The sequence below is a fragment of the Kitasatospora sp. NPDC024654 genome (assembly GCF_055559155.1).
Genome location: NZ_JBVHLF010000049.1, coordinates 1 through 13,418 on the forward strand (window position 1 = coordinate 1; position 13,418 = coordinate 13,418).

The 13,418-nt window shown below is 74.5% G+C and carries 13 protein-coding genes; 10 read left to right on the forward strand and 3 right to left on the reverse strand.

What is annotated here, in order from left to right; all coding sequences use genetic code 11:
* A partial coding sequence (locus ACZ38L_RS25535) for a putative Ig domain-containing protein (RefSeq protein ID WP_465697473.1) occupies positions 1-1,210 on the forward strand: 1,210 nt, incomplete at its 5' end.
* An 82-nt stretch (positions 1,211-1,292) separates the two neighbouring features.
* On the opposite strand, the gene ACZ38L_RS25540 is transcribed toward ACZ38L_RS25535, so the two are convergent.
* Entirely contained in the window at positions 1,293-2,186 is an 894-nt protein-coding gene (locus ACZ38L_RS25540; protein ID WP_465697475.1) for a hypothetical protein, read from the reverse strand.
* Between the two features lie 152 nt (positions 2,187-2,338).
* Here ACZ38L_RS25540 and ACZ38L_RS25545 point away from each other — a divergent pair, with 152 nt between their 5' ends.
* From ACZ38L_RS25545 to ACZ38L_RS25560, 4 genes are all read left to right on the forward strand, one after another.
* Complete coding sequence (locus ACZ38L_RS25545) at positions 2,339-3,190, forward strand: SMP-30/gluconolactonase/LRE family protein (protein ID WP_465697477.1); 852 nt, start codon at positions 2,339-2,341, stop codon at positions 3,188-3,190.
* A gap of 264 nt (positions 3,191-3,454) precedes the next feature.
* Complete coding sequence (locus ACZ38L_RS25550) at positions 3,455-4,492, forward strand: extracellular solute-binding protein (protein ID WP_465697479.1); 1,038 nt, start codon at positions 3,455-3,457, stop codon at positions 4,490-4,492.
* 11 nt (positions 4,493-4,503) lie between these two features.
* Positions 4,504-6,117 (forward strand): ABC transporter permease, encoded by a 1,614-nt coding sequence (locus tag ACZ38L_RS25555; RefSeq protein ID WP_465697481.1) that lies wholly within the window; start codon positions 4,504-4,506, stop codon positions 6,115-6,117.
* A complete protein-coding gene (locus ACZ38L_RS25560; protein ID WP_465697483.1) occupies positions 6,114-7,226 on the forward strand; it encodes an ABC transporter ATP-binding protein in 1,113 nt (370 codons plus the stop codon). Before ACZ38L_RS25555 ends, ACZ38L_RS25560 begins: the two co-directional genes overlap by 4 nt.
* Before the next feature lie 12 nt (positions 7,227-7,238).
* Here the strand turns inward: ACZ38L_RS25560 and ACZ38L_RS25565 are convergent, their stop codons facing one another.
* The gene (locus ACZ38L_RS25565) at positions 7,239-8,375 is read right to left on the reverse strand and encodes an FAD-dependent oxidoreductase (RefSeq protein ID WP_465697485.1); all 1,137 of its coding nucleotides are present in this window, start codon (positions 8,373-8,375) and stop codon (positions 7,239-7,241) included.
* Entirely contained in the window at positions 8,372-9,079 is a 708-nt protein-coding gene (locus ACZ38L_RS25570; protein WP_465697487.1) for a TetR/AcrR family transcriptional regulator, read from the reverse strand. The genes ACZ38L_RS25565 and ACZ38L_RS25570 overlap by 4 nt, the downstream gene beginning before the upstream one ends.
* Positions 9,080-9,205: 126 nt before the next feature.
* Between ACZ38L_RS25570 and ACZ38L_RS25575 the strand changes: the two genes are divergently transcribed.
* From ACZ38L_RS25575 to ACZ38L_RS25595, 5 genes are all read left to right on the forward strand, one after another.
* Positions 9,206-10,078, forward strand: coding sequence for a DUF2470 domain-containing protein (locus ACZ38L_RS25575; protein ID WP_465697489.1), 873 nt, complete (start codon positions 9,206-9,208; stop codon positions 10,076-10,078).
* Positions 10,072-11,037, forward strand: a complete 966-nt coding sequence (locus tag ACZ38L_RS25580; RefSeq protein WP_465697491.1) for an LLM class F420-dependent oxidoreductase — start codon at positions 10,072-10,074, stop codon at positions 11,035-11,037. The genes ACZ38L_RS25575 and ACZ38L_RS25580 overlap by 7 nt, the downstream gene beginning before the upstream one ends.
* Before the next feature lie 140 nt (positions 11,038-11,177).
* Positions 11,178-11,798 carry a hypothetical protein gene (locus ACZ38L_RS25585; RefSeq protein ID WP_465697493.1) on the forward strand — a complete coding sequence of 207 codons (621 nt, stop codon included), beginning with the start codon at positions 11,178-11,180 and terminating at the stop codon, positions 11,796-11,798.
* Between the two features lie 113 nt (positions 11,799-11,911).
* The gene (locus ACZ38L_RS25590; protein WP_465697495.1) at positions 11,912-12,202 is read left to right on the forward strand and encodes a DUF5133 domain-containing protein; all 291 of its coding nucleotides are present in this window, start codon (positions 11,912-11,914) and stop codon (positions 12,200-12,202) included.
* A complete protein-coding gene (locus ACZ38L_RS25595; protein WP_465697497.1) occupies positions 12,199-13,275 on the forward strand; it encodes a polysaccharide deacetylase family protein in 1,077 nt (358 codons plus the stop codon). Before ACZ38L_RS25590 ends, ACZ38L_RS25595 begins: the two co-directional genes overlap by 4 nt.
* The last annotated feature ends 143 nt before the right edge of the window (positions 13,276-13,418 follow it).

The following is a 13,418-nucleotide window of genomic DNA, read 5'->3' on the forward strand; positions in this document are numbered from 1 at the left end:
CGGCTCGGTCAACGTCCCGGTCACCGTGCCGAGCGGAACCACCGTCAACGGCGCCGCCTTCGGCCAGTCCTACGGCGGCACCCTGTCCGCCTGGAGCTCGCTGGCCGCCGGCGCCTCCAGCACCCTGACCGTCAACACCGCTCCGGCCATCACCAGCGCGGCCAGCCAGGCCGCCACGGTCGGCACCGCGTTCAGCACCACGGTGAGCGGCACCGGCTCCCCGGCCCCGGCGCTCAGCGAGAGCGGAACCCTGCCGTCCGGCGTCAGCTTCCAGGACAACGGCGACGGCACCGCCACCCTCTCCGGCACCCCGGCGACCGGCAGCGGCGGCAGCTACCCGCTGACCATCACGGCCACCAACGCCACCGGTAGCGTCACCCAGAGCTACACCCTCACCGTCGCCGAGCAACCCTCCGTCACCAGCGGCGGCACGGCGGCCTTCAGCACCGGAACGGCGGGCACCTTCGCGGTGACCACCAAGGGCTACCCCGCCCCCGCCCTCAGCGAGAGCGGCAGCCTGCCGAGCGGCCTGAGCTTCAAGGACAACGGCGACGGCACGGGCAGCATCAGCGGCACCGCGGCCTCCGGTACGGCCGGCAGCTACCCGGTGACGCTGACCGCGACCAACGCCTCCGGCACCGGCACGGCGAGCGTCACGGTCACCGTCAGCCAGAGCACCGGGCCGGCGGTCAACAGCGCCAGCGCGGTCACCCTGGCCACCGGCTCGGCCGGCAGCTTCACGGTGACCAGCACCGGCACCGGGCCGGTCAGCCTCGCGCTGGCGGGCACCCTGCCGTCCGGCGTCAGCTTCCAGGACCACGGCAACGGCACCGGCACCCTCTCCGGTACCCCCGCCGCGGGCACCGGCGGCGTCTACCCGCTCACCGTGACCGCGAAGAACGCGGTCGGCACGGCCACCCAGGCGTTGGCGCTGACGGTCAACCAGGCGCCGGCGATCACCAGCAAGCCGAGCGCCACCGTCGGCGCGCTGTTCCCGTTCAGCTTCACCGTCACCACCACCGGCTTCCCGGCGGCGGTGCTGAGCGAGTCCGGCACGCTCCCCGCGGGGCTGACCTTCACCCCCGGGACCAACGGCACGGCCACCATCTCCGGCCGTGAACTGGCGCTGGGAGCCTTCCACCTGACCCTGACCGCCAAGAGCCCGGCGGGTACGGTCAGTCAGCCTTTCACCCTCAACGCCACGCTCTGAGCGGCGAGTTGTCACCACGATAGGCCGGTGGGCCGTCGCGAGCGCCGAGCTCGCGGCGGCCCACCGCCGTTCGTCCGCGTCCTCAGCCCTCCGCGGGCCGGACCGGCTGCCGAGCCCGGGCCCAGGCGGCCGGATCGACCGGCGGGCGGCCGCGCAGGTCGGCCCGGATCTCGTGGGCCAGCCGCTGGGTGTCCCGGCGGTTGAGGCTCGCGCCCAGCGCCGAGCCGATCAGGAACGGCGTCAGCGTGGGCAGCCGGCGCACCGTGCTGCGGGCCAGCCGCTTGCGGACCTGTTCGCGCAACCCGGCCCCCACGCCGAGGGTCAGCAGGCCGCTCGGCCGGAGCAGGCTGACGCTGTCGATGCCGCGCCGGTTGGCCCAGGCCCCGAGGTAGGCGGTGGCCCGCTGCACGGGGTTGCCGGGCGCGGGCTGGCCGTACACCTCGTGCAGCTCGGCGATCAGCTTGATCTCCACCGCCGCGACGGCCAACGTCTCGGTGGCGATCTCGATGGTGATCGCCGGCGGCGTCGGGACCATGGCGGCCGCGCCGATCCCCGCGCCGACCCCGGCGGCCGCCCGGCAGGCCCCCTTGACCAGCAGATCCGCCAGCTCCTCGGGGTCACTGACCTGCGGGTGCTGGGCACGCAGGGTGGCCAGGTCGCGGATCGGGATCCGGGGCGCGGCGGCCAGCAGGCGATCGGTGAGCAGCCGGCCGACCGCGGTCGGCCCACGGGCCGCCCGGCGGGCGGTGGCCAGGCTGCGCCGGACCGCGCCGAGCCGCTCGCGCTCCCGCTCCCGGCTGCGCCGCCGGGCCCGTCGGCCGGCGGCGGTGCGCGGCTCGGGCAGCTCCCAGTGCCGCAGGCCGGCGGCGAACTCACCCAGCTCACCCGCCCCAGCCGCCTCGCCCGCAACAACCTGCTCGTCACCGTCGGGCGGCGGCCAGGGCGCGGCGGGGCGGCGCTTCGCGAAGAATCCCATACCTGCCGGCTACCCGGTCAGGTCGGCCTCAGTCCACCATCGCCGCGGCGGGTCACCTGGACGGCGGACGCTGAGCGGAACGGGTCAGCGCGCGGATGAGATTCGCGAGCCGCCGTCGTCCAATGGGGGAGTCGCCCACCGAGGAGTCCACCGTGCCCGAGCCCCGCGTCCTGCTGACCGACCTGCTGCTCGGCGAGTCGCCGCGCTGGCACCAGGGCCGGCTCTGGTTCTGCGACTGGGGAGCGCACGAGCTGATCGCCGTCGATCCGGCCGGCCGCAGCGAGGTGGTCGCCCGGGTGCCGGCCTTCCCGTTCTGCATCGACTGGCTGCCGGACGGCCGGCTGCTGGTCGTCGCCGGCAGCGATCGGCGGCTGCTGCGCCGGGAGGCGGACGGCTCGCTGGTCCCGCACGCCGAGCTGTGTGAGCTGTGCGACTGCCCCTGGAACGAGATCGCGGTGGACGGCCGTGGCAACGCCTTCGTCAACAGCGTCGGCTTCGACTTCCTGGCCGGCGAGCCGGCCGCGCCCGGCGTCCTCGCGGTGGTCACCCCCGACGGCTCGGCGCGCCGGGTCGCGGACGGCCTGGCCTTCCCCAACGGCATGGCGGTGACCCCCGACGGCGGCACGCTGCTGCTCGCCGAGTCCTACGCCGCGCGGATCACCGCCTTCGCCATCCAGCCCGACGGGGGCCTGACCGGCCGCCGGACCTGGGCCGAGCTGGCCGGCGCGGCCCCGGACGGCATCTGCCTCGACGCCGAGGGCGCCCTCTGGTTCGCGGACGTCCCCGGCCGGCAGTGCGTACGGGTCCGCGAGGGCGGCGAGGTGCTGGAGACCGTCGAGGTGGACCGCGGCTGCTTCTCCTGCGCGCTGGGCGGCCCGGACGGGCGGACGCTGTACATCACGGCGGCTCGGTGGCACGGCTCGGCGAGCACCGCCGACCTGGCGCGCACCGGCCGGCTGCTCGCCGTCCCGGTCAGCGTGCCGGCAGCCGTGCGCCCGTCCTGAGCGGCGCGGGCACCGAATTCGGAAAACCGCTGCTCCAGGGCGGACGGAAAGGGTCGGAAAAGGCTCGGCAAAGCCCTGTGAGAAACCTTCGGGAACCCTGGGAGCCGCCCGGCCGGGGAGGTGGGGGGCGGTGTTTTCCTTTTCGGAAGTTAGGTATACCTTAGCTGCGCTGCCGCACCCCACGGCTGAAGGCGGCACCACCCTCTTGTGTTGTAGCTCAGGCATGCCCGGCTGCCGTCGTGCGTGTCCCGGAAAGGCATACCCATGCGACGCATCGCCAGTACCCCCCTCGGCTTCCTCGTGGTCGGAGCCCTGGCCGCGGCGGCCCTCACCGGCTGCTCCGGCTCCTCCTCGAAGTCCGGCTCCGCGTCCGCGTTGACCCTCTACAACGGGCAGCACGAGCAGACCACCGACGCGCTGGTGGCCGCCTTCACCAAGGACACCGGGATCAAGGTCAACGTCCGCAGCGACGACGAGGACGTGATGGCCAACCAGATCGAGCAGGAGGGGTCGCACGCCCCCGCCGACATCTTCTACACCGAGAACTCTCCCGCGCTGATGCAGCTCCAGGAGAAGAACCTGCTCGCGCCGGTGGACAAGACCGCCCTGGCGGAGGTCCCCGCGCAGTACAACTCGCCGCAGGGCGACTGGCTCGGCGTCTCCGCCCGGGTCAGCGTGATGATCTACAACACCAAGCTGGTCCAGCCCTCCCAGCTGCCCACCTCGCTGACCCAGCTCGCCGACCCGCAGTGGAAGGGCAAGCTCGGCCTGGCCGTGGGCGAGACGGACTTCCAGCCCATCGTCACCTCCCTGGTCAAGTCGCACGGCGCCGCCTACGCCAGCCAGTGGCTCAACGCGGTCAAGGCCAACGCGGGCTCGCTGACCTACCCGGACAACGAGACGCTCACCTCGATGGTGAACAGCGGCAAGGCCGCCATCGGCATCATCAACCAGTACTACTGGTACCGGCTGAAGGCCGAGAACAACGGAGCCATGAACTCCGCGATCGCCACCTTCGCACCGCAGGACCCCGGCTACGTGATGGACGTCTCCGGGGCCGGGATCCTCGCCTCCAGCAAGCACCAGGCCGAGGCGCAGAAGTTCATCGCCTTCCTCGGCTCGGCCGAGGCCCAGAAGATCATCGCCACCAGCGACAGCTTCGAGTACCCGATCGGCTCCGGGGTGACCACCGCGCAGCCCGAGACCCCCTTCGACCAGCTGAAGCCGACCAACCTCGGCATCGCCGACCTCGGTGACGGCTCGCAGGCGATCAGTCTGCTCCAGCGGGCCCAGCTCCTCTAGGCGCCCGTCCGATGGCGAACTCCTCCACCCTCGCCGCCGCCCCGGCGGGCCCCGGGCCCGCCGGGGCGGCGCGCCCGTCGGCCGCCCGACGCGGCCGGCGCGTGCCGTGGCTGCTCACCGGGCTCTCGGTCGCGGTCGCCGCGCTGCTGCTGGTGCCGCTCGGCTTCCTGCTGCTCCAGGCGGACCAGGCCGGCTGGTCCACCATCTCCGGGCTGCTGTTCCGGCGGCTCACCTGGACCCTGCTGCGCAACACCGTCGAACTGACCGCGATCGTCACGCTCTGCTGCGCGGTGCTGGGCACCGCGGCCGCCTACTGCGTGGAGCGGGTCGCGCTGCCCGGCCGCCGGGTCTGGGCGGTGCTGCTGGTGCTGCCGGTCGCGCTGCCGGACTTCGTGGTCGGCTACGCCTGGTCGTCCTGGGTGCCGTTCGCCCAGGGGCTGACCGGGGCGGTGATCGTGATGACGCTCTCGCTCTACCCGCTGGTGTACCTGCCGGTCGCCGCCGCGCTGCGGGCCGGTGACGCGGGTCTCGAGGAGCAGGCCCGCAGCCTGGGCCGGACCCCGTGGCAGGCGTTCGTCCAGGTGACGCTGCGGCAGATCCGCCCGGCGCTGCTCGGCGGCTGCCTGGTGGTCGCGCTCGCGCTGCTCGCCGAGTACGGCGCGTTCGAGATCCTGCGCTTCCAGACCTTCACCACCGAGATCTTCACCGAGTACCTGCAGGGCTTCGACGGGCCCGCGGCCTGCGCGCTGTCGCTGGTCCTGGTGGTGCTCAGCCTGGCCGTGCTGCTCGCCGAGTACGCGGCGGGCGGCGGCGGACGGGTGGCCCGGCAGGTCGCGGTCCGCGCGCCGCGCCTGGCCCGCCCGGGCGGGCCGGCCCTGGTGGCGATCAGCCTCGCGCTGGCCGCGCTGAGCGCCGTCGCGCTGCTGCTGCCGGTGGGCACCCTCACCTACTGGTGCGTGGTGGGCGGCTCGACCACCCTGCCGCCGGCCTCACTGCTCGGCGCGGCCGGCCAGACCGCGCTCTACGCGGTCAGTGCCGCCGCGCTGACCACGCTGCTCGCGCTGCCGGTCGGGCTCCTCTCGGTCCGGCACCGCAGCAGGTTCTCGGTGCTGCTGGAGCGCAGCACCTACCTGGTGCAGGGTCTGCCGGGGCTGGCGATCGCGCTGGGGCTGGTGTTCTTCGGGATCCGCTACGTCTTCGCGCTCTACCAGAGCCCGGAGTTGCTGGTCATCGGGTACGCGGTGATGTTCTTCCCGCTGGCCCTGGTCGCGGTGCGCGCTTCGGTGGCGTCCGCGCCGGTCGGGCTGGAGGAGATCGGTCGCTCGCTCGGGCGCCCGCGCTGGTCGGTCGCGCTGCGGGTGACCCTGCCGCTGGTGGCGCCCGGACTGGCGGCGGGCTTCTGCCTGGTCTTCCTCTCCGTGGTCACCGAGCTGACCGCGACCCTGATCCTCATCCCCACCGGCGCGCACACCCTGGCCAGCCGGTTCTGGGAGTACGAGTCCGACCTCTCCTACGGCGCCGCGGCTCCCTACGCGGCGCTGATGGTGGCGATCGCCGCCGTGCCCAGCTACGTCCTCGGCCGCTGGTTCGACCGGGTCAGAGCACGACAGGAGCAATCCGCATGACCAGTCTCACGCTGAGTGGGGTCAGCAAGTCCTACGGCGCCCAACCCGTGCTGCACGGCGTCGACCTGGAGGTCCCGGCCGGCGCCCTGGCGGCCGTGCTCGGTCCGTCGGGCAGCGGGAAGACCACGCTGCTGCGGGTGATCGCCGGGTTCGAGCGGGCGGATGCGGGCACGGTCAGCCTGGGAGAACGGGTGGTTGACGACGGGCGGCGCCAACTGCCGCCCGAGCGACGGCAGATCGGCTACGTGCCGCAGGACGGCGGCCTCTTCCCGCACCTGACGGTGGCCGGCAACGTCGCGTTCGGACTGCCCGGTCGGGCCCGCCGGCACACCACCGTGGTCGGTGAACTGCTGGACCGGGTCGGCCTGGCCGGGCTGGAGGGGCGCTATCCGCACCAGCTCTCCGGTGGCCAGCAGCAGCGCGTCGCGCTGGCCCGGGCGCTCGCCGTCCGCCCGCGGATCGTGCTGCTCGACGAGCCCTTCTCGGCGCTGGACGCCGGGCTGCGGGCCAGCGTCCGGGCCGATGTGCAGGCGATCCTGCGCGAGTTCGGCGCCACCGCGATCCTGGTGACGCACGACCAGGACGAGGCGTTGTCGATGGCCGACCTGGTGGCGGTGGTCCGGGACGGGCGGATCGCCCAGTGCGCCGGACCGCACGAGCTCTACCAGCGGCCGGCCGATCCCGGCCTCGCCGCCTTCGTCGGTGAGGCCAACCTGCTGTCGGGAACGCTCGACGGCGCGACCGCGGTGCGGACCGTCCTCGGCAGCCTGCCGCTGCACGGCGCGCCCGACTGGGCCGCCGGCGACCCGACCCGGCAGGCCCTGGTGCTGGTCCGTCCCGAGCAGATCGAGCTGCACCCGGTCGAGGAGGGCGCGCTGACGGCGGTGGTCACCGACCGCCGGTACCACGGCCATGACACGGTGGTGCGCTGCACCCTCGACGGTGACGGCGCGGAGCCGGTCACCGTGCGGCTCACCGACGGCGCGAGCTGGACGCCCGGCAGCCGGGTCGCGCTGCGCGCCCGGGGGCCGGTCACCGTCTGGCCCGCCCCTGCGAGCGGGACCGGGGCCAGGGCCGGGCGGCCGGTGGCGGCGACCACGGCCGGGTAGTGGCGGGGCCGGTCAGCCCGCCTGCTGGTGGGCGGCGAACCGGTCGAGCAGGCCCTGCGGGGCGTCGGCGCGGAAACAGGTGAGCAGGCTGTCGGCGGACTCGGCCGCCGCGGCCTCGCTGCGCGGGAAGAGCGCCGACTCGTAGGCGGCGAGCGCGGCTTCGAGGTCGCCGGGGCGGGCGGCGACGGCCTGGCCGAGCTCGGCTCCGTCGAGCATGGCGAGGTTGGCGCCCTCGCCGGCGAACGGCGACATCAGGTGCGCGGCGTCGCCGAGCAGGGTGACCCCGGGCACCCGGTCCCAGCGGTGGCCGACCGGTAGGGCGTGGACCGGTCGCGGGATCAGCGCGCCGTCGGCGTCGGCGACCAGCGCGCGCAGGCTGCCGTCCCAGTCGGCGAAGTGCTCCAGCACGGCCGCCTTGGCAACCGCGGTCTCGGTGAAGTCGATGGTGGGGATCCAGCCCTCCGGGGCCCTGAGCACGGTGTAGACGTGCAGGCTGCCGTCGGTCTCGCGGTGGGCGAGGAAGCCCCGGCCGGCACCGAGCGCGAGGAGCATCCCACCGCCGACCACCGCCGCGCTCGCGGGGTGGCGGGTGTCGGCGTCCAGCAGGTCCGTCTCGACCAGGGAGACGCCGGTGTAGCTCGGGGTGGCGGTGGAGACCAGCGGGCGGATCCGTGACCAGGCGCCGTCCGCGCCGACCAGCAGGTCGGTGGTGAAGGTGGCGCCGTCGGCGAGGGTCACCTCGTGCCGGCCACCGCCCAGCGGGCGTGCGCCGGTGACCTTCGCGCCCCAGCGGACGGTGCCCTCGGGCAGCGAGCCGAGCAGCAGGTCGCGCAACTGGCCGCGGTCGACCTCGGGGCGTCCGCCCTCGCCCTCCTCCGCCAGGTGGACGGTCGCGTGCCGGTCGAGGATCCGCATGGCCTCGCCGCCGGGGTGGATCAGCGTGCGGAACTCCTCGTGCAGGCCGGCGGCCCGCAGGGCGACCTGGCCGGACTCCTCGTGGATGTCGAGCATGCCGCCCTGGGCGCGGGTGGCATGGGCGGCGTCCAGCTCGTGGACGGTGGCCGCGATGCCGTGGACGTGCAGGACGCGAGCCAGGGTGAGGCCCCCGAGGCCGGCGCCGATGACGGCGATGGGGTGGTGGGTGGTCACGCGGTGCTCCTGGTGGGAGTGGTCGGGGTGGGGGTGTGCAGGATGCCGTTGATCAGGACCTGGAAGCCCCAGGACAGCCGCTCTCGCGGCGCGCCGGAGAGCAGCGGGCCGGCGAGCGCGGCGATCTGCGGGTGGGTGCGGTCGGACGCCCCGCGCAGGGCTCGGGTGAGGGCGTCCCACGCGTCCTTCGCGTCGTCGGGGGACTGGGCCCGGGTCGCCTGCTCGGCCGCGCTCGCGGTGGCGTACTGCAGCAGCACGTCCACGCCCCAGGCCGCCTGACCGGGCGCGACGCCGCCCTCGTCCAGCAGCGCCAGCAGCCTCTCGACCAGGTTCAGGTAGTGCTCGCCGCCGGGGCGGGCGACCAGCGCGGCGCGGGCCAGGCTGGGGTGCTCGAAGAGCGTCTCGGCGTAGCGGGTGAGCACCTGCTCCAGGCGCTCGCGCCAGGAACCCTCGGCCGGGGCCGACTCGACGGTCCCCAGGAGTTCGTCCAGGATCGCCGCGTGCAGCTCGGCGGTGCTGCCGACGTAGACGTAGAGCGAGGCCGGACCGGTGTCCAGCCGCTGCGCCAGCCGGCGCATGGTGACCTTCCGCAGACCCTCGGCCCGCATGATCTCGACGGCGGCGGCCACGATGCCCTCCCGCGTCAGGGCGGGCTTGGCGGGCCGCTCCCGGCGGCTGCGCGGCGGATCGGAGTGAGCTGTCATGCCTCCAAGGTAACGAACATGTTCGTTACGAACAAGTTCGCCACGAACGTGTTTTCCCTCCGTCGCCCGCTTGTCAGGCACCCCCGCGACGGTTAGGTTAGCCTTGCCTAATCAACTGGAGGTGTGATGGGTCCCGCAGACCTGGGTCCGCAGCTGCCGAGCCGCGCCGGGCGCGCCTGTTCGATGTTGGCCGCCTCGCCGTCCCTGACGGTGGCGACCGACGGCCACCGGCACGATCTCGTCGGGGCGCACACCCTCGGGGCCGGCAACCGGTTGCTGCTCCAACTGCCGGCCACGCACCCGCTCGCCGCCGAGGTGGTCGAGGCCACCTCGGACGTGGCGGGGCGGGCGCGGCGGGGCGGACTCGCCGCGGTGGTCGAGCTGACCGACGTGGCGCCGGTGGCGGTCCGGGCTCGGGTGCGGGCGCGGCTGATGCTGGCGGGCTGGCTGCACGAGGAGCCACTGCCGACCGGTTCCGGCTCGGTGCGCTGGCTCGGCCTGGACCTCGCGCAGGTCTCGCTGGTCGAGCACGGCGTGCTGGCACCGGTCGGGCTGGACGAACTACTGCTCGCTCACGCCGACCCGCTCGCCCGCTTCGAGGCCTCCCTGCTGTTGCACCTCGCCGACTGCCACCAGGAGGTGCTCGCCGCGCTGGCCCGGACGGCCTGCCCCGGTCCGCCGGCCGACCCGGCGCGGGTGCTGCCGCTCGCCCTGGACCAGCTCGGTCTGTCGCTGCGCCGTGAGGGGCCCGTCGGCCACCAGGACCTCCGGGTGCCGTTCCGTCGCCCCGCCACCGCGCCGGAACAGGTGGGCGAGCGGATCCGCGAGGTGCTCGCGCGTCCGACTCTTCCGTTAGCGGCCCGAACCGCCGCCGCGACGGCGGGGACCGGGCCACCCCGGTGGCACGCGCCGTACGGCACGCGGCGCCCCCTTCCGGGTGAGAACGGGCGCCGGCCGGCATCCCGTTCGACCGCGGGGGAAAGGCGTGCTCCATGGTGAAGATCGGCTACACGATGATGACCGAGCAGCGCGGACCACGCGAGCTGGTCGAGGATGCGGTGCGTGCCGAGCGCGCCGGCTTCGACTTCTCGGTGACGTCCGATCACTACTTCCCGTGGCTGGACTCGCAGGGGCACTCGCCCTACGCCTGGAGCGTGCTGGGCGCGGCGGCCCAGGCGACCACCCGGATCCCGCTGATGACCTATGTGACCTGTCCGACCTTCCGCTACCACCCGGCGGTGGTGGCGCAGAAGGCGGCGACCGTCCAACTGCTCTCCGGCGGCCGGTTCCGGCTCGGGCTGGGCAGCGGCGAGAACCTCAACGAGCACGTGGTCGGCCGGGGTTGGCCCGCTGCCGCGGTCCGGCACGAGATGCTGGTGGAGGCCGTGGAGATCATCCGCGCGCTGTTCCGCGGCGGCTACGTCTCGTACCACGGCCGGCACTTCGACGTGGACTCCGCCAGGCTCTGGGACCTGCCGGACACCCCGCCGCCGATCGGGCTCGCGGTCTCCGGGCCGCGCTCGTGCGAGCTGGCCGGACGGCTCGCCGACGTGGTGATCGCGGTCGAGCCGAAGGCCGAGCTGCTCGGCGCGTTCGCCCGGCACGGCGGGAGCGGAAAGCCGGCGGTCGGTCAACTGCCGGTCAGCTACGACCCGGACCGGGCCGCCGCGGTGGCCCGAGCGCACGAGCAGTTCCGCTGGTTCGGCGGCGGGTGGCGGGTGAACGCCGAACTCCCGGGCACCGCCGGCTTCGTCGGCGCGAGCCGGTTCGTCCGCGCCGAGGACGTCGCCGAGGCGATCCCCTGCGGGGACGAGGTGGAGGACTTCGTCGACGCCGTCCGCGCCTTCGCCGACGCGGGGTTCGGCGAGGTCGCGCTGGTTCAGATCGGTGGCGAGAGCCAACCGGCCTTCCTGGACTGGTCGCAGGAGGTGCTGCTGCCGGCCTTGCGGAGGCTCTGACTCCGGACCAGCTCGCCGCACCCCGGCCGGGACCGACCCGGACGGGGTGCTGTGTCGTTGAGCTGGCATGATGCTCCGCCAGGGCGCGCCGCCCGGTCGGCGAGCGGCGGCCCACGGGGAACTGGGGAGCGGAGCGGGCGATGGCGGCGCGGCGGAGCGGTGACCGGTCGGCGGGTGCGCTCGGACGGAACGAGCCGTCGACCTGGCGGGGCCGGATCGGCGCCACGCTGTCCCTGATCCTCGGCGCGCTGCTCTTCACCGGCCTCGGCGCGGGCGGCGCCGTCTCACTGGCCGACGGGCTGCGGTACTCGACCCGGCTGGCGGGTACCCCGGGCCTGCTCACCATCACCGGCTGCGTCACCACGGGAAGCGGCAAGAACCGGAACACCACCTGCTACGGCACCTTCCGCGCCGACGACGGCAGCCGGGTGGACCCGTTCGCCTCGATCGACGACTCCTTCCACCGGAACACCGTGCTGCCGGTGCAGGAGGCGCCGGGTGAGCACTGCTACCGGGTCGGAGTGGCGCCCATCGCCGGACGGCTGGCCGGTGTCTGTCTCTGCCTGCTCCTCGCGCTGGGCGGCCTCACCGGGTTCGGCGGTGCCTTCGAGACTGCCGCCCCCCGGCTCTGGGAGCGGATCGCGGCGGCGCTCTGGGTGCCGTGGTTGAGAGGGCTGGTGGCCCGGTTCGCGCTGCTCGCCGCCGTCGGCACGGTCGGATCCGGGGTGGTCGCTCTGATCGCGTGGCTGATCGAGCCCTGAGGCCCGGGGGCCGGTCCGCGGGCCGCGGAAACGTTGCGGAGTCGGCGCGGCGAGGAGACGATCCCTCCGTGACCGGGTAATCGCCCGTGGTGACCGATGACAAGGACTAGGCCATGCCGTTGATCGACTACGCGGTGCTGCGGAAGCTCGTTGCCGAACTCGACGCCCTGGACGCCTGCCCGCACACCGAGGCACACGCGCGGCGGCGCGGGGATGCCCAGTACACGGTGTGCATCTACACGGGTGAGCGGGATCCGGAGCGGGCGCTGGCGACGGCGCGGCGGTTACTGGCGACCAGGGCCGCCACCGAACGGGTGAGTGGGTCGGTCAAACCATCCGAACGGGGGATCGGCTACTCGTCGGTGCTGGGACGCCGCCTGCTGGCGGAGTCGCTGCCGGTATGACCGGGCGTCGCCGGGGGAGAGCGCTGGTCGTGCTGCTCGGGTTGCTGCTCGGACTGCTGCTCGGGCCGGTGGTGGCCGCGCCACCGGGAACCACCGGCCGCTCCCCGGGCTGCTCGCGGCACGGCTGCCCGGGGTCGGGCCACGAGGCGGAGCCGCCCCGGTTGGTCCGGCCGTTCAACGCCGCCCCGGCGATCGCGCCAACGGCCGAGCCGGTACCCGATCCGGCGCGACCGGACTGCGCCCGGCTCCGCCGCGTCGCGCTGACCTTCGACGACGGGCCGTCCGACGTCACGCCACGCCTGTTGGACGCCCTCGCCACGGAGCGGGTCCGGGCCGCCTTCTTCGTGGTCGGTCAGGAGGCGGCGGCCCGGCCCGCACTGGTGCGCCGGGAGCTGGCCGAGGGCCACACGGTCGGCAACCACACCTATGACCACGCCCAGCTGGCCAAGCTGGACGCCGAAAGGGTGAACCAGGAGATCGACCAGGGCGCGGACGCGGTGGAGCGGGCCACCGGCGTGCGCCCGCCGTACGGCGCGTTCAGCGCGACCGTCCGGCGGACCGGCCACCCGCTGGTGCTCTGGGACGTCGACTCCCTCGACTGGCGGGACGACGACGCCGCCGGTACCGCGCGGCGCGGGGTGACGCTGGCCCGCCCGGGCTCGGTGATCCTGATGCACGACACCGTGTCCAGCACACCGGACGCGCTGCCCGAGCTGATCGACGGTCTGCGGGCCGGGGGCTTCACCCTGGTGACGGTCCCACAGCTGTTCGGCACCCTGGAGGCCGGCCGGGACTACCCGCGGCTGCCCGCCGCCCCCGCGCCGCTCCCGCACCCGGGCGCGGTGACCTGGCGCTACCGTCCCGCCCACGGCCCGGACGCGGAGGCCGTGCTCGCCGACCCGCTGCCCGGCCGCTGCTACCCGGGAGACCGCCCCGGCTTCGCGCTGCGCGACGAGACCGACCGCGACGTGGAGTCGTACCGGAACGCGGACTGCACGGACCCGGCCGGCCTGCTGCACCCCGGTGACGAGGTGTACGACGAACTCGGCGGTTTCGTGGTCCGCGACGGCTGAGGCCGGACACGGCCGGGGGGGGGGGGGGGGGGGGGGGGGGGGAAGACAGGGGGGGGGGGGGGGGGGGGGGGCGGGAGAGGGGGGGGGGGGGAGGGAGGGGAGGAGAGGAAGAAGAAGACCCTCCCCCCCCCCCCCCCCCCCCC